The 16303-nt window shown below is 68.5% G+C and carries 11 protein-coding genes and 2 pseudogenes; 9 read left to right on the forward strand and 4 right to left on the reverse strand.

Features of this window, described 5'->3' with window-relative positions; all coding sequences use genetic code 11:
- Window positions 1–15: 15 nt before the first annotated feature.
- The gene (locus HDA41_RS03240; RefSeq protein ID WP_184980478.1) at window positions 16–984 is read right to left on the reverse strand and encodes a TerC family protein; all 969 of its coding nucleotides are present in this window, start codon (window positions 982–984) and stop codon (window positions 16–18) included.
- Window positions 985–2608: 1624 nt separating this feature from the next.
- On the opposite strand from HDA41_RS03240, the gene HDA41_RS03245 reads away from it, so the two are divergent.
- Complete coding sequence (locus HDA41_RS03245) at window positions 2609–4555, forward strand: RICIN domain-containing protein (RefSeq protein ID WP_184980480.1); 1947 nt, start codon at window positions 2609–2611, stop codon at window positions 4553–4555.
- Between the two features lie 105 nt (window positions 4556–4660).
- Window positions 4661–4819: a hypothetical protein gene (locus HDA41_RS03250; RefSeq protein ID WP_184980482.1), complete on the forward strand. Its 159-nt coding sequence runs from the start codon at window positions 4661–4663 to the stop codon at window positions 4817–4819.
- Between the two features lie 577 nt (window positions 4820–5396).
- Here the strand turns inward: HDA41_RS03250 and HDA41_RS03255 are convergent.
- From HDA41_RS03255 to HDA41_RS42625, 3 genes are all read right to left on the reverse strand, one after another.
- Window positions 5397–6794, reverse strand: coding sequence for a hypothetical protein (locus tag HDA41_RS03255; protein WP_230299821.1), 1398 nt, complete (start codon window positions 6792–6794; stop codon window positions 5397–5399).
- The gene (locus HDA41_RS03260; protein ID WP_184980484.1) at window positions 6791–8065 is read right to left on the reverse strand and encodes a glycosyltransferase; all 1275 of its coding nucleotides are present in this window, start codon (window positions 8063–8065) and stop codon (window positions 6791–6793) included. The genes HDA41_RS03255 and HDA41_RS03260 overlap by 4 nt, the downstream gene beginning before the upstream one ends.
- 455 nt (window positions 8066–8520) lie before the next feature.
- The gene (locus HDA41_RS42625; RefSeq protein WP_376706849.1) at window positions 8521–8703 is read right to left on the reverse strand and encodes a hypothetical protein; all 183 of its coding nucleotides are present in this window, start codon (window positions 8701–8703) and stop codon (window positions 8521–8523) included.
- Between the two features lie 407 nt (window positions 8704–9110).
- Here HDA41_RS42625 and HDA41_RS03270 point away from each other — a divergent pair, with 407 nt between their 5' ends.
- From HDA41_RS03270 to HDA41_RS03295, 7 genes and pseudogenes are all read left to right on the forward strand, one after another.
- Window positions 9111–9635 (forward strand): PadR family transcriptional regulator, encoded by a 525-nt coding sequence (locus HDA41_RS03270; protein WP_184980488.1) that lies wholly within the window; start codon window positions 9111–9113, stop codon window positions 9633–9635.
- Window positions 9632–10327 carry an ABC transporter ATP-binding protein gene (locus HDA41_RS03275; protein ID WP_184980490.1) on the forward strand — a complete coding sequence of 232 codons (696 nt, stop codon included), beginning with the start codon at window positions 9632–9634 and terminating at the stop codon, window positions 10325–10327. Before HDA41_RS03270 ends, HDA41_RS03275 begins: the two co-directional genes overlap by 4 nt.
- On the forward strand, window positions 10324–12666 hold the full coding sequence (locus HDA41_RS03280) for an ABC transporter permease (RefSeq protein WP_184980492.1): 2343 nt from the start codon (window positions 10324–10326) through the stop codon (window positions 12664–12666). The genes HDA41_RS03275 and HDA41_RS03280 overlap by 4 nt, the downstream gene beginning before the upstream one ends.
- Window positions 12667–12686: 20 nt before the next feature.
- A pseudogene (locus tag HDA41_RS03285) lies at window positions 12687–13087 on the forward strand (PadR family transcriptional regulator); the annotation flags it as partial.
- Between the two features lie 231 nt (window positions 13088–13318).
- Window positions 13319–13597: a hypothetical protein gene (locus HDA41_RS03290; RefSeq protein WP_184980494.1), complete on the forward strand. Its 279-nt coding sequence runs from the start codon at window positions 13319–13321 to the stop codon at window positions 13595–13597.
- A 574-nt stretch (window positions 13598–14171) separates the two neighbouring features.
- A pseudogene (locus HDA41_RS42630) lies at window positions 14172–14347 on the forward strand (NF041680 family putative transposase); the annotation flags it as partial.
- A 158-nt stretch (window positions 14348–14505) separates the two neighbouring features.
- Window positions 14506–16116 (forward strand): serine/threonine-protein kinase, encoded by a 1611-nt coding sequence (locus tag HDA41_RS03295; protein ID WP_230299823.1) that lies wholly within the window; start codon window positions 14506–14508, stop codon window positions 16114–16116.
- Window positions 16117–16303 lie beyond the last annotated feature (187 nt).

Here is a 16303-nt window from a genome sequence, read left to right on the forward strand (position 1 = left end):
CCCGCTCCTGACGCGTCAAACCGCCTGCCCGGCCCCAGCCGCCTCCTGCTTCTTCGAAGCCCGCAGGCTGGTGATCGTGGTGACGGCCAGGACGAGCACGATGAAGGTCAGTGAGAAGGGGATGCTGATCTCGGGCACGTGGACGCCCGACTCGTGCAGGGCGTGCAGCACCAGCTTCACACCGATGAAGCCCAGGATGATCGACAGGCCGTAGGAGAGGTGGACGAGCTTCTTCAGCAGGCCGCCGATGAGGAAGTACAGCTGGCGCAGGCCCATCAGGGCGAAGGCGTTCGCGGTGAACACGATGTACGGGTCCTGCGTCAGCCCGTAGATCGCGGGGATGGAGTCGAGGGCGAACAGCACGTCGGTGGAGCCGATCGCGAGCATCACGACCAGCATCGGAGTCATGATCCGCTTGCCGTTCTCGGTGATGAACAGCTTCGTGCCGTGATAACGGTCGGCCACCCCGAAGCGCTGCTCCGCCATCTTCAGCAGCTTGTTCTCCTGGTACTCCTCCTCGTGGTCCTGCTTGCGGGCGTCCTGGATCAGCTTCCAGGCGGTCCAGACGAGGAAGGCTCCGAAGATGTAGAACACCCAGGAGAAGGCGGTGATGATCGCCGCGCCGGCCGCGATGAAGACGGCCCGCAGCACCAGGGCCATCAGGACGCCGACCATCAGCACCCGCTGCTGGTACTGCGAGGGCACCGCGAACTTCCCCATGATCAGGACGAACACGAAGAGGTTGTCGACGCTCAGCGACTTCTCGGTGATGTACCCGGCGAAGAACTCACCCGTGGGCCCGCTCCCAGCGAAGTACCACACCCCCAGTCCGAACAACACGGCCAGGACGACCCACACCACCGTCCACGTACCGGCCTCCCTGACGGACACGTCATGGGGCTTGCGGCCGACCAAGAAGTCGACGGCCACCAGCACGCACAGAGCTGCCACAGTCAGCAGCCAGACGGCAAGGGAGACGTTCACTGGTACTCCGGGTGCAGGTGGAAAGAGGGGACGAGAAGCAGCGAGGGCGCGACGATCAGGGCGAACGCTTGGAACGCGCGGGAGTACAGGAATCCCCGGGGTCCGGCATGGTGGCTCCATCCTCGTGACGGCATGGAGGATGGTGGCGGAAGGCGGCCAGGCACCTCAACGTAACTAATGCACGAGTGTGGCGCACGTCACAACAAGACATCGATACGCCTCTGCTGGAGAGCGCCGAGCCACTGTTGTCGGCACATCACCTCGACAGCAGCGCTTGGCGCACCGGAGCGCGTTCCGGCTGACGTTGTCGCACCCACTCGACCGACTCCACCCGGACATGCGCATCCCGGCAGACAGTGCGGTGGAATCGGGCCATCCGTGCCGCTTCTGGACGCCAAGGCCCCCGAGAATTGGACGAGTCTGGTGCGGGAGTCGGCCAAGATGAGGCTCCGCGTCGACGAGTCCCTCACCCTCTCGTCGCGGCCCGCGCGGACCTCGACTGGACCCTGCCACTACTGCGGGCCGGCGAAGGGCGTCTCGCCCACCACGACCCCCAGTCCCTGACTCGCCCTGGCCGGCTTTCGCAGAAACGTGCACGGCAACAAGCGCTGGGTGAAGGGGATTTACAGCGCCCCGACCGGGACCCGGTGCCGCGAGTTCGTCACCCAGGAGCAGGACCCCGGCGGGGACGCGTCATCACCCTGCCCGGGCCCGCTTCTGCCCGGCACCGGCGGTCACCCCTCGTCACGGACGGGCGGCGCGTGGCTGCGGCCCTGGTACTGCTCGCCCCTGAACCCGCCTGTGGTGCGTTGCAAGGGCCTCAGTCCTTATTCACCCGATCTATCGGACCTTTCGCATCCTGTATCTCGGCTGCTTGATCCTGGGGCTTGAACGCGTCATCTGCTGTGATCGCGGGTTTTGTGTCGAGCCTCTAGACAGACCCTGCACTGAAGTCCCTTAATAGGTCCGATGTCACTACGGCGAAGCACACGCCGTGCGGGTGGTCTCTGTCCTGCTCGCCGCCTGAGGGTGACTAGCCGCTCCGTTCAGCCCGGTTGCCGAGCCGCAGCGCCGGGCGTTGTCCCGCGAAGAGTTAGGAACACGGTGTCAGAGCCGATCAGCCGCCGAAGGTTCACTCGTCGGCACGGCGGTCCGCCGAGGGCGGGCTTCTCCCTCCGTCCGTGCCTTCTCCATGCAGGAGCTCCTGATGCCCGGCGCGCCCTCATGCTTGCGCCGGTCGCCGTTCCGAGTTGTCCCACTGCTCATCACCGGATCGCGCGCCCAGGCAGCTCCGTCATCGTGACCAACGCATCCCGGTTTCACCGACAGCTCCGACGGCTACCGCGCCTGGCCTTGCGGCTTCCGACCCGCCCTCGATCGGTAACACGTCCCGCGACGCGCCCCTCTTCCAGGCGAGCGCCGAGTCGATTGCGCCTCCCACGACAGCCTGGTCGCCAACCGTGGGCGGTCACCTTCCGCTTGGCACCCGCCCGGCCGGCAGGTTCCAGCGGAGCACCCTTTCACAGCCACTTCGACCATCCGTGTGTGCCCCGGCGCCCAGGCCGTGACTGCCATCTGGGGCGTTGTCACCGCAATCAATGCCATCGATCCACAGGAGTGGGCCATGTCCTCACCAAGAATGTCTCGTCGTACGTTTCTCGGCGCTGCGGGAGCGGCGACCGCCGCGACCGCGCTGCCGATCGTCCCCGGCTTCTCCGGCCTTCTGTCGCAGGCCGACGCCGCTGACACGCAGACGAACCTGAGCAGGATGGTCGACATGCGGTTCGGCATGTTCAACCACTTCAGCCTGGGCACGTTCACGAACCAGGAGTGGGCCGAACCCAACCAGAGCCCTGCCCTCTTCGCTCCCCCGAGCGTCAACTGCGCACAGTGGGCTGACGCGGCGGTCGCCGCGAAGATGAGTTACGGCATCCTGACCACCAAGCACCATGACGGCTTCGCCCTGTGGCCGAGCGCCTATGGCACTCAGAACGTCGCGAACAGCTCCTACAAGCAGGATGTGGTGCGGGCGTACTGCGATGCGTTCCGGGCGAAGGGGCTGAAGGTCGGGTTCTACTACTCGATCTGGGACCGCACCTTCGGCGTCGAGGCATGGGAGAGCCGGCACAAGGTGACCGGGCTGGAAATCACCGATGCCATCCAGCCCGGCGACATGACCTTCATGCTCGGTCAGATTCGCGAGTTGCTCACCAACTACGGCACCATCGACATGTTCATGACTGATGGCTACGCCTGGCAGATGGGGCAGCAGGCCGTCTCCTACCAGCGGATCCGTTCGCTGGTGAAGGAGTTGCAGCCGGATTGCGTCATGATCGACATCGGCGGGCTGTCGGAGCCCTTCCTCAGCGACGCGATCTTCTTCGAGGAGCCGCTGGGCGTCACGGCGCCGGCGGGCAACACCTACGCCGGCATGCAGGGGCAGACCATCAGCAACGGCTGGTTCTGGCACCCCTCCACCCCGACCGAAGGCCTGATGAGCAGGTCCGCGATCCTGTCGCACCTGGCCGACCTGGAGCCGAAGTACACCTCCTTCATCCTCAACTGCCCGCCCAACCGCAACGGCCTGCTGGACACGAACGTCGTCAACCGGCTGGCCGAGGTCGGCGCGGCCTGGAGCCCGAACACCTCCCGGCCGCCGCTGCCCGCCCAACTGCTGCGCGCCGAGCATCCCGTCACACCGGTCAACGCGTACGCCACCGGTTTCCACACCGGCGAGGGACCGCTCCACGCCATCGACGGACTCAGCGACGTCCGCTACGAAACCTGCTGGTCGACCTGGGGCCTGCCACTGCCACAGTCCATCACCATCGACCTGGGCGGCGTGTGGAGCAACGTCTCCACCCTGGAGTACCTGCCCAAGCAGTGGAACCGCACCAACTCCACCGACGGCGACATCACCTCCTACACCATCCTCACCAGCACCGACGGGGTCACCTTCACCCAGGTCGCCACCGGCACCTGGGCCGGCAACCAGAAGACCAAGCTGGTCGAGTGGCCCAACCGGAACGTGGGTTTCGTACGGATCCAGGTCGACGCGGCCACCGGCGGCTACGCCAACATCAGCGGCGTCAGGATCGGCGGCCGGTCGGTCAAGCCGGCGCTGGTGTCCAGCACACTTCCCGGCAACGGCACCGTCTACCGGCTGGTCGCCCGGCACAGTGGCAAGGTCGCCGACGTGGAGGGTGCGCGCACCGCCAACGGCACCAACGTCGATCAGTGGCCATGGCTCAACCAGGCGAACCAGAAGTGGACCTTCACCAGCACCGGCGACGGCTACTACAAGATCAAGGGTGTGGGCAGCGGCAAGCTTCTGGAGGTCGCGGGTCTCTCCCGCGAGGACGGCGGCAACGTCGGCATCTGGGCAGACGCCGGCGCCCCCCAGCAGCACTGGGCCGTCACGCCCACCGGCGACGGAACCTACTTCCTCATCAACCGTTACAGCGGTCTCTGTCTTGGCGTCGACGAGGGAAGCACCGCCGACGGAGCCAATGTCGAACAGCAGCCATACGGGTCACAGACGCGACAGCAATGGCAGCTCATCCCGTCCTGACCTGCCCTCCGCCCCTGCTGCACCCCGCGCCCGCCTGATTCCATGATTTTCCGAGCACGGCGGCCGCACCTGGGCATGTTCTTCGGTGCCATCGACTGGTGAGGCATGGGCACACGACGCATCGCGCGAATCGAGGAGAACACCGGCGGCACCCAGCTGCCGTTTTCCGCCGACGAACTGGCGGACCTCAACGAACTCGCCGGCCGGATCGGGGTTCACGGAGACCGCTCCAACGAGCACCGCATGTCGCTGGTCGACAAGTAGCAGACGACGGCGAGAATCCGCGGGCGAGTCCCGCACCACATCAAGGACGACAAAGCCCTCTGGCGACCGCGCGCAGAAGCCCCGTCGGACCATCCCGGCGGGGCTTCGTCGCCTCACGGCCGCCTCACGGGCTCGCACACAAGTCTTACCGACTGTGCGGACCATACGCGGACCAACCGAGCCGCAAAGGCCACCTCTTACACCATCACCGCAGTTCATGGGCTCGCAAGCGCTGTACCACCAGCAGCCGAAGAATCTGCTGGAGGGACGGGACTTCTTCATGTGCCGCTACCCGCGATAGAGAAAAAGGCAGTCATGCACCCTCGCTGGTGGGTCGTCGCCAGTTTGGCGATACAAGGTCGCCACAGCGGTCGCGACTACCTCCTTCCTGTACAGCTCAACTCGGACAGCGCGGTCGCGGGCTCGATTGTGGCTCTCGTAGAGGTGTGGGCGAGGCGGTCATGGTGGCCACACGCATCTCCGCACGCAGAACTATGGTGTCCCACCACATGTGCCCCTGACCGGCGGATTCCTACGGTATGGCGACGGGGTTGGTGGCATGCCGCACAGCCGGCCGTCATGGACGCACGACAACGGTCCATCCGGGGTTGTAGGTGTCCGGCACCGGAAAACGTGGCCAGTCGCGCGCCCAGTGCGGTGGGTTCCGCTCGCGAAGGACCAGCGCACTGGGGTGCGCCGGGGAATCCGGCTCCGGGGCAGAGCAGCCCGCGGTGTGGGCGATGGGAATCGTCGAACTGTTCCCCGCGAGGGCACACGGCGGGTGCACCCCGTGCTCGCGCAGCACGGAGACGATCCGGTCCCAGTCTCCGCGGGCCCGCTGCTGGATGCCCGCATGAGTGTGGACGAGCCCGATCTGGATGCCCCCGTGCGCGAGGAGTGCCAGGGCGAGCACCGCAGCCGTCGGCAGTGAACCGCGGGTGCGGGCCCGGTGGACGACGGCGAGGAGCCCGACAGCGGCAGGGAGCGCCAGCAGGGCGTAGGCCGGCAACAGGAACCGCGGCGCGGCGTAGGGGACAAGGAAGAGATACGGCGCCGCCGTGGCCACCGCCACCGCCACGGACAGCCACAACGGCGCAGCGGACCTGCGCGCCCGGCGCTCCGCCCACAGCCCCAGGCCGACCAGCAGTGGCAGCAGCACCCACCACTCCGTCACGGGCAGCTGAACGCTGTCGCCCGTACAGGGACGGCACAGCAGCGGGCCGTCCAGCGCGGTGAGATGGGCGCGCAGGGAGAAGACGGCCCGTAGACCGCCCTGGACCTCGTCGGCCTCCGCGAGCCGGTTCCGCACCCCGCCGAACCGCACCTCGGCCTCGACGACCCACGGCAGCGCCCCCGCCACGAGTCCGGCAGCCACGGCCGACAGACGCCCCCGGAGGCGGCCGTGGCCGCGCAGTGCGGGCATCAGTACGGCGGCCAGGAGCAGCGGCGCGGCGACGGCCACACCGTCGTTGGGCCGCATCAGGGTCACCACCGCCAGGCCTGCCGCGACACCCGCGTACCGGGGACGCGGCGCGAGGAAACAGCCCACCGCCGCGGTGGCACCCATCGCGGTGTAATGGTTCGGCATCGCGGAACCGGCGTAGAACAGAGTGATCCACAGGCTGCCGTACAGCCCGGCCGCCACCCACACCGTCGCCGGGCGGCGCACGATGCGCAGCCAGGGCCGGAACCCCAGCCAGAGCGCACCGCCGGCCAGCAGGAGCAGCCACACCCTGAGCAGCACCGTCGAGTCGCTCCAGGAGGCGATCGGAGCAAGCAGCAGGGGGACCCCGCGGGTACGCGGGGCGCTGAACGGGGTCGCGGGACCGTACGGTCCGAAGCGGCTGGCGTACACGAGCTCGTCCCAGCCGAGCGGCAGTGTGAGCGGTACGAGGACGGCCGACAGCAGACAGAACCCGGCAACCACGATCCACAGCATCCGCTGTGCCGAGGCCGCTGTGCGATTCGCGTTCATCCGACCCACCCCAGCTTGCGCCGTCCGCGGCGCACCGCTCCGCGGGCGAGGATGCCTGCCGTGGCGGCGAGCACGGTGGCACGGTCGCGCCAGTCGGCCAGTCCGGGCGGTGGAGCGGACCGCTCGGCCCGCTCCTCCACCAGGGTGCTGAACAGCCGCTCGTAGCGGTCGGCGACGCCCTCCGGGGTGAATCGTTTCGCCGCACTGGCCCGGGCGGCCCTGCCCATCTCCGCACGCCGTCCGTCGTCCCGCATCAGTGCCAGCAGAGCGTCGGCCACGCCCCGGGTGCTGTCGCGCGGGACGAGACAGCCGTCCACACCGTGGCGGATGATCTCGCCGGGCCCGTGGGGGCAGTCGGTGCTCACCACGGGCAGGCCGCAGCGCATGGCTTCCACGATCGTCATCCCGAACGACTCGTGCGCGGAGGTCACCGCGGCGATGGAGCCCTTGGCCCACTCGGCCTCGATGGGAGTGGCCGAACCCATCAGGAGGACCCGGTCACCCAGGCCGTGGTGGGCTATCCGGTCGGCTATCCGGGCGCGTTCCGCGCCGTCCCCGTAGATGCGCAGGGACCAGTCGGGGCAGGCCGCACCGGCCAGGGCGAACGCGTCGACCAGCATCTCGTACCGCTTGACGCGGGCCAGCCGTCCCGCCGCGACGACGACCTTGGCCGCCGCGTCGGCCGGCGGCACCGAGGGTTCGGGGACGCTGTTGGGGATGGCCAGCACCCGGGTGCGCGGCAGCCGCATGCCGCGCCGGTGGTCGCGCGCGTCGGCCTCGGTCATGGTGACCAGCGCGTCGAGACCGCCGTACCAGCGTTGGAGTTCCGTCCGCAGCCGGTGCGAGTGGTTGTCGTGGGTGAGGTGCTCCTGGCCGACGAGCACGGCATGTCGTGGTCCGAACCGGGCCAGCAGCGCGTTGAGTCCGGCCCTGGTGCTCACGACGACGTCGGCGTCCGTCTCCCGCAGCCAGTCGATGACCCGCTGCTCGGCGAGCCGGTGGTACTGGTGCGAGCGGCTGTCCCCCTTCGGGAAGACCTCCCCGGCCTGCCGGGCGAGGGGGTCCGCCGCGTCCGCGGATCCCTCGCGCCGGTCCACCAGGGCCCGCAGCGGCACCTCCGGCGACCGCCCCAGCCGTGGTGTCTCGCGGTGCCGGAAGACCGACACGAGTTCCACCTGGTGCCGCCCGGCGAGCGTGTCGGCGAGTGTCATGGTCGTCCGTACGGTGCCGCCCATCGCGTAGGCGTTGTGCAGCAAGAAGGCGATACGCACGTGCGGCGTCCTCCGGTTTCCTTGTGATGTGGCTGGTCAGAGCCGCTGAGTTCACCTTCGGTGAGGCAACTACACCCGTGTGCTTTTCGGTACGTCCCTGGCCGCGCTCGCCTCCGTCCCCACCCTGCTGGCCAGAGCCGGCGGAGACGGGTGCTGGGCTGGGCGAGCCGCCGCACGGGCACGAGGACAACAGGTCGACTGACGTCCACTCTGTGCGCTCACCGGAGATGACAGGCACCTCGGGTGTACAGATGCATCATCCGACCCAGAGGTTCCTCAGCCCCTAAAGCCGCTCACCGTGACGATGGATCTGAAGCAATGATCGTCCTCACGGAATGCTTCCCGCGGCAGGCGGAGACGTCGAGGCCTACTCCCTCCGTGACCCTGACACGGTGCTCCACGTGATCCCGGAACAGACCAGCGGCGCGCGCCGCACCGCGCCGCTCATTGATCGCCTATCGGCGGCATGCGGTCCGGAAGTCGTCCACCCGCTCGCCCTCCGCCTGGGACGGCTCGGTCCTGATGACGTCCGGGTGCTGCTCCACTGCCGCACGCTCGGCCGGTTCATCGCGCTCACCCTCGGCCCGGGAGGGCGTGCGCGAGTACAGCCGGCGGTCGTAATCCGGGTTGTGCGTCACCTGTCGCCGAGTGGCGGACGGCGGGTGACTGTAGACGCCGAGATCTTGGGTCTCGTGCATCAAAGGGGCTACGCGGTGCGAGCGCTTGTCAAGATCGTCGACGCGCGAAACGGCCTCGAACACCGCGCCGAGCACGAAGACAACTGACCAGACACACACCAACGGCGGCGTGTCTCTGAAGCCGGCATGGAGGGACGTGACGGCACGGCGGCCCCTTGAGCGCCTGTTGCAGAAGCGCGGCTGAGGGCCGGGGCTACCCAAGGGCACACCGGCCCCCGTCCGAAGAGGTGGGCCACTCGTATCAGAAGCGTGACAAAGGCCTCCCACCTGCACGGGCGTACCCCACGCCATGGTCTAAACACTGCGCGTATACATGCCACGTATACATGGTGTGTAGAGTCCCGGGCATGTCCATCGGTAATACCCTTCTGGGGCTCCTGGAGTCCGGTCCGCGACATGGTTACGACCTGAAGCGGGCCTTCGACGAGAAGTTCGGTCACGACCGGCCGCTGCACTACGGCCAGGTCTACGCGACGATGTCCCGGCTGCTGAAGAACGGCCTCGTCGACGTCGACGGCATCGAGGCGGGCGGTGGGCCCGAGCGCAAGCGGTACGCGATAACGGACGCCGGGATCACCGACGTCGAGCGCTGGCTCACGACGCCGGAGAAACCCGAGCCGTACCTGCAGTCGTCGCTGTACAGCAAGGTCGTTCTCGCGCTGCTGACCCACCGGGACGCGGCCGGCATCCTCGACACGCAGCGCTCCGAGCATCTGCGCAGCATGCGGATCCTGACCGACCGCAAGCGCAAGGGCGACCTGGCCGACCAGCTGATCTGCGACCACGCCCTGTTCCACCTCGAAGCGGACCTGCGGTGGCTGGAGCTGACCGCCGCGCGTCTGGACAAGCTCGCCGAGGCGGTGACCGCGTGAGCCGGGTTCATCCTCCAGGTTCCCTGCTGGCTGCCCAGGACCTGCGCAAGGCGTACGGGCCGACCACCGCGCTCGACGGTGCCGAGTTCTCCATCCACCCCGGCGAGATCGTCGCCGTGATGGGCCCATCCGGATCCGGGAAGTCGACGCTGCTGCACTGCCTCGCCGGGATCGTGACGCCCGACTCCGGGTCCATCACGTACAACGAGCGTGAGCTGGCCACCATGAACGACGCCCAGCGCAGTGCGCTGCGCCGCTCCGAGTTCGGCTTCGTCTTCCAGTTCGGCCAGCTGGTGCCCGAGCTGACCTGTGTGGAGAACGTGGCGCTGCCGCTGCGGTTGAACGGCACTTCCCGCAAGGAGGCCGAGCGGACCGCGCTCCGGTGGATGGAGCGGCTGGAGGTCGACGACCTGCGCAAGAAGCGGCCCGGCGAGGTCTCCGGCGGTCAGGGGCAGCGGGTGGCCGTGGCCCGGGCGCTGGTCACCAACCCCCGGGTGCTGTTCGCCGACGAGCCGACCGGCGCGCTGGACTCGCTCAACGGCGAGCGCGTGATGGGGCTGCTGACGGAAGCCGCCCGGTCCACCAACGCGGCCGTCGTGCTCGTCACGCACGAGGCCCGGGTCGCCGCCTACTCCGACCGCGAGATCGTCGTACGCGACGGCAGGTCCCGGGACATGGAGCGGGTCATATGAAGGCGCGCCAGTGGTCCAGGGACCTGGGTGTGGGGATCAGGTTCGCTTTCGCCAGCGGGCGGGAGGGGCGGGCGCGGATGCTGCTCACCGCCGTCGGCGTGGGGCTCGGTGTGGCACTGCTGCTGCTGTCCACCGCGATTCCGAATGCGCTGACCGTCCGGCACGACCGGGAGGAGGCGCGCACCGACCTCACGTACACCACGTTCAGCGAGTCGCGGCTGCCGAAGACGGACGCCACGCTGCTGGTCGGCGAGGCCGGCACGGCCTTCCGCGACAAGGAGGTGCGCGGGCGGGAGTTGCAGCCCGAGGGGCCCAAGGCGCCCCTGCCGCCAGGGGTCTCGAGGTTTCCCGGGGTGGGCGAGATGGTGGTCTCCCCCGCGCTGAAGCGGCTGCTGGAGTCCGGCGAGGGGAAGCTGCTGCGCGAGCGGCTGCCGGAGCGGATCGTGGGCACCATCGCCGAACCTGGACTGATCGGTGCCCAGGAACTCGCCTTCTACCGCGGCGCCGACAACCTCGTGGTCAAGGAGGACTACGGCCTGGTCGAACGCATCGACCGGTTCGGCGCAGGGGTCAAGCCCTCGGAGGAGACGGACCCCGTCCTGGCCCTGCTCGCCCTCGTGGTGTTCCTGGTGCTGCTGATGCCGGTCGGCGTGTTCATCGCCGCGGCCGTGCGGTTCGGCGGCGAGCGCCGTGACCGGCGACTCGCAGCCCTGCGACTGGTGGGCTCGGACAGCCGGATGACCCGGCGGATCGCCGCGGGCGAGGCCCTCGCCGGCTCCGTGGCGGGCCTGGCCTTCGGCACGGTTTTCTTCCTGATCGTCCGGGACCTCGCCGGGTCCGTGGACCTGTTCGACGTGAGCGTGTTCCCCAGCTATCTGACCCCCTCCCCCCTGCTCGCCCTGCTCGTCGCGGTCGCGGTCCCGGCGGCCGCCGTGCTGGTCACCCTGTTCGCGCTGCGGGGCGTGGTGATCGAGCCGCTCGGCGTGGTGCGCACCGCGAAGCCCCCGCGGCGCCGGCTGTGGTGGCGGCTGCTGCTGCCGCTGGGCGGTCTCGGACTGCTCTACCCGATGATCGGCAAGGACCGGTACAGCAAAGACTTCAACCAGTACCAGGTCACCGGTGGCGTCCTGCTGCTGCTCGTCGGGGTGACCGCGCTGCTGCCGTGGGTCGTAGAGAGGGTTGTGAACCGGCTCGGCTCCGGCGGGGTCGCCTGGCAACTGGCCATCCGCCGACTTCAGTTGAGCAGCGGAACGGCCGCCCGCACGGTCAACGGCATCGCGGTCGCGGTGGCGGGCGCCATCGCCCTGCAGATGCTGTTCTCCGGGCTGCAGGGCCAGTACACCAAGCACACCACCAACGACCTCACCCGGGCCCAGATGCACGTGACACTGCCGGACGAGGTCCGGCTCGCCCGGGCGGCGGCCGACTTCAAGGCGACCAGAGGCGTTGCGAAGGTCTACGCCTTCGACGAGGGCTACGTCAGCGACCGGCGCAGGTTCGCCGAGAACACCGCCCGGGTCACGATCGCCGGCTGTGCTTCCCTGCGCGAGGTGGCTTCCTTCCCTTCCTGCAAGGACGGTGACGTCTTCGCCGTCCGGGGTGGCAACGATGAGGAGGGGGTGACCGACCTTTCCAAGCCCGGCACAAAGCTGTGGTTCGACGCGCTCGACGATCCCGGTGCTCATCACAGGCCGACGCCCTGGGCGGTGCCGGCGGACGTGAAGCAGGCACGGGCGATCGCGGACCCGTCCGGGTACAAGCGTGGCGGCCTGCTGCTGACGCCGGGCGCCCTGCCCTCGGGCGCCGCACATGGTCTCCTCGGGGAGATCTACCTCGCGCTCGACCAGGGGCTGGCGACCGCGCCCGAGTACACGCGGAACACGGCCCGCCGTCTCGGCCTGCCCACCGACCCGGTGATGTTGGTGTCCAGCAAGCGCGACGACACCTACGCCTCCATCCGCACCGGCCTGTTCGTCGGCGCCGCCTGCGTGCTGGCGCTGATCGGCGCCAGTTTGCTGGTGTCGCAGCTGGAGCAGCTGCGCGAGCGCCGCAAACTGCTGTCGTCGCTGATCGCCTTCGGCACCCGGCGCCGCACACTGTGCCTGTCCGTGCTGTGGCAGACGGCGATCCCGATCGGCCTCGGCCTGGCGCTGGCCACGGCGATCGGGCTGACACTGGGCGCGGCACTGCTGAAGATGACGGACAAGCCGGTGGGCGCGGACTGGGCGAGCGTACTGTCGATGACCGGCATCGCCACAGCCGTCGTCCTGTTGGTGACCGTGCTCAGCCTGCCACCACTGCTCCGGCTGATGCGCCCGGACGGCCTGCGCACCGAGTGAGCCATTCGCCCCGACGGCCCATCAGTCACACACTCCCGGGCCTCCTGGGGTCCGGGCCCTCACCACGGCTACGACCTCAGGCGGGCCTCGACGAAAGTTCGGTCACGACCGGCCACTGCCCTACGGCCAGGTCTGCTCGACGATGTCCCGGCTGCTGAAGAACGGCCTCGTCGAAGTCGACGGGATCGAGGCCGGCAACGGTCCTGAGCGCAAGCGGTACGCCATTACGGAAGCCGGGATCTCCGACATGGAGCGGTGGCTGGCCACGTCGGAGAAGCCCGAGCCGTACCTGCAGTCGACGCTCTGTACGCGCTGCGGCCCACCGCAAGGCCGCCGACATCCTCGACAACCAGCGCTCCGAGCACCTGCGCAGCATGCGGATCTTCACCACCGTGAGCACAGGGGCGACCTCGCTGACCAGCCGGCCTGGCCGACGCGAAGTTCGTAATCGGCCGATGTCCGCCATCGGCGGCCAGGGGCCACGGGACGATGTTGCGCCCGGTGAGCGATCTGGACGCCCTGGCTGTCCCGTCGGCCGCTCCCTCCGCAGGCCGGAGGCACCCGAGGAGGAAAAAGCTCCCGTCGTCGGCGACGGGGGCGTCGGAACGAAGGTGGCGAGCAGCGCGCCACCCGCAACCAGAGAGTAAATTGAGTGGAAAATCAGACGCCGCCTGCAATGGGAACCGGTCAGACGCCTCCAGCAAGTAAAACTCCTCAAGAGGAATCGGAAGACGTCGAAATCCGCAGGTCTGCCATCGGGGTCATCCTTTTCACGTCGACATGCGTGACACTAATTTCTGAGCTGGTGCTCGCCCTCGTCGGTGCGAGCCTCAAGATGACGGCAATGGCCGCTGTGATCGCATTCGGCGGCACCTTCGGTCTTGGGTACTTCATCGCCAAGAGGCTTGGATGTATTCGAACGAGCACGTAATACTCGATAAACGCGGAGTCTATCGAAAACGATCGTCCTCCCAGCTCAAACTGCGAACGCGCACAGCAACTGGACGCTCCCCGCGGCAACCGCTCGAACCGGGCTCCGTGTGACGTCTCCCAGGTGTGCTGCCGACACAGTGGATGTGTGCCTGGAAAAGAAGCGCCTTCGACACCTCGCCGCCATGTAGACGTGGAAACCTACGGCGCGGTCAAGGAACGCGATCACCTGCGCAAGACTCTCGAACGCGAGTTGTGGGTGTTCGGCGAAGAGTTCACATGATGCGCAGCAGCGTGATCGGCTTGACCGCATGCTGGAACATCACCGGCGCCCGTCGGCTGGGATCCCATTCCGGATGGGCCCGTTCGCGCGGTCGACGGCGGTGACAGGCGAGTCGATCTGATGCTCTCCACGGAAAGCCACGAACACGACCGTGTGCGGCACCTCTCATCGAGCTCAAGGCACCCATCCGTCGACGCCGACCGCGAGCAGGCCCTCCAGGTCGACTCCGGCATCAACTGCACAGCCCGAGCGGAAAGGCATGGACCGTGCCCGTCACCCTCACGCCGGACTGAAAGCCAAGTACCCGGGCAGACTCGCCCCTGCCCGCGTCCGCCGTGACTTCCGGCACATCTGCTGGAAGACCGCCCACCCGGCCCGAGCACCGAAACCTTCACGGCCCCGGCCCCTGGACGACCGCGAGGCCGCAGGAACACCGCCCCGACCCGATGCCACGACGTGCACACACCCGGGCAAATCGGGAGCTATGCCAAGGTGTGCCCTCCCGACCGCCCACGTGGCCTCTCGCCCGGTGGCGGGTTCTCGGCCGGACGCTGTGGCTGAGAATGGTGTATCGCAAGTGTGACAGGTGATGCTTGGTGCCGATGCTACGGATGCGGCGCTTGGCTGTGCTGGTCCGGGGGCTGAACCTGATCGGCAGTGCAAATCTGAGAGGGCGGCAGGGCGTGGAGTTGCTGGACGGGGCAGATCCGCAGGCTGTTGGCGGTTATCCACTGCTGGCGCGCCTCGGTGAGGGCGGGATGGGACGGGTGTATCTGTCCCGGACCGTGTCGGGGCGTCCGCTGGCGCTCAAGACCGTGCGTGCCGAGTTGGGACGGGAGCCGGGGTTCGAGGAGCGGTTCGCGCGGGAAATCCGTAACAGCGACCGGGTGCGCTCGCCCTGGACGCCTGCGGTGGTGGACTACAGCCCGATGGGGCAGCGGCCGCAGTGGCTCGCCACCGAGTACGTGGCAGCTCCGTCCCTGGCGGAGTGGGTGCAGCGGTACGGCCGGCTGTCCGAGCAGTGCGTCCTGGCACTGGCGGCCGAGCTTTTCGGGGCGCTGGCAGCGGTACACGGGGCGGGGCTGGCCCACCGGGATGTCAAGCCGTCCAATGTGCTGTTGGGCCGCCGTAGTCCTCTGCTCATCGATTTCGGCATCGCGCGCGCGAGGGAGGACACGCGTCACACGAGGACCGGCGGTGTGATCGGTTCTCCCGGCTATCTGGCGCCGGAGCAGGTAAGTGCCGGGGAATCGGGTGCGCCGGGTGACGTCTTCTCACTGGCTGCGGTACTGGTGTACGCGGCGACGGGACGGGGCCCGTTTTCCAGCCCGGACGACGAGTTCTCGCCTGCGGTGCTGCTCTACCGCATCGTGCATCAGGAGCCGAACCTCGACGGCGTTCCGGCGGCCCTGGTCCCGCTCTTGCGGTCCTGTCTGGTCAAGGACCCCGAGCAGCGGCCCACGCCCGGCACCGTCAGCGTGCTGTTGGAACGCTTGGGCGGCCGGTGCGGTACCTGGCCGCAGGTGCTGCCCGAGGGGCTGGAGAGAGATCTCAACGTGCGGGAGGAGGAGGCGCAAGCGTTGATCTCCGCAACAGTGCAACCGCCGTCTGTGGCGGCTGTGTCACGTGAACCCGAAGACGGCCCGGCTTCCGCCGACGCAAAGACCTCCGTCCTGCCGCCTGTCGGCGCCGTGCGACGGTTGGTGTCCGGCCGTACCGGCCGGGCGGTGGCCGGGACCATGGCCGTGGCCTTGATGGCCGCGGCCGGCACGTTCCTCGTGCGGCATTTCTCCGGCGATGACGCCTCCGCCGGGACGCCTTCGCCGTCATCCACTACCGCATCGCTTCCCGAGGCCTGGGCAGGTACATGGGTCGGCACCGGGCCGGGCAATCCCACTCCTGACGGCTTCACTGAGCCCCGCACCAACCGGTTCACCGTCACTTTGACTCTCCACCCGGCACAACGAGGTGAGCTGGCGGGCAAGCAGGTCAGCAGGGTGACCGAAGTGGACACCAAACGTGAGCTGGGATGCACCGAGACCCTGCGACTGCAGGAGATACGCAAGGCGTCGATGGTCCTCAAGGCGGTCAGCAGCCGCTCCACCGAACAGGGGGCCGAGGTCCCCTGCCCCAACGGCAGTATCTACATCGTCACGATGACCGGCCGAGACACCCTGGGCCTGCGCGACGAAGGTGACCAGTCCGCCGGGGCGCCGTCCACCCTCACCCGGCGCTGACGGCTGCGCCCGCCGACACGGCGGTGCCGAGCCCTTCCGATCCAGCGCCGGCTTCGCTGAGGTCGTGACGCTCCGTTGCCTGCGCCCTCCGGTACGGACTTCCAGCTGCGACGTCTGAATGGCGCCGCGTCGCCGCCCTGATGGCCGACCAGGACTGGCCGGTATACAGCCCGGAGCGCCGACGCCC

Origin of the sequence: Streptomyces caelestis, assembly GCF_014205255.1 — a bacterium.
GTDB classification, from domain to species: Bacteria; Actinomycetota; Actinomycetes; order Streptomycetales; family Streptomycetaceae; genus Streptomyces; species Streptomyces caelestis.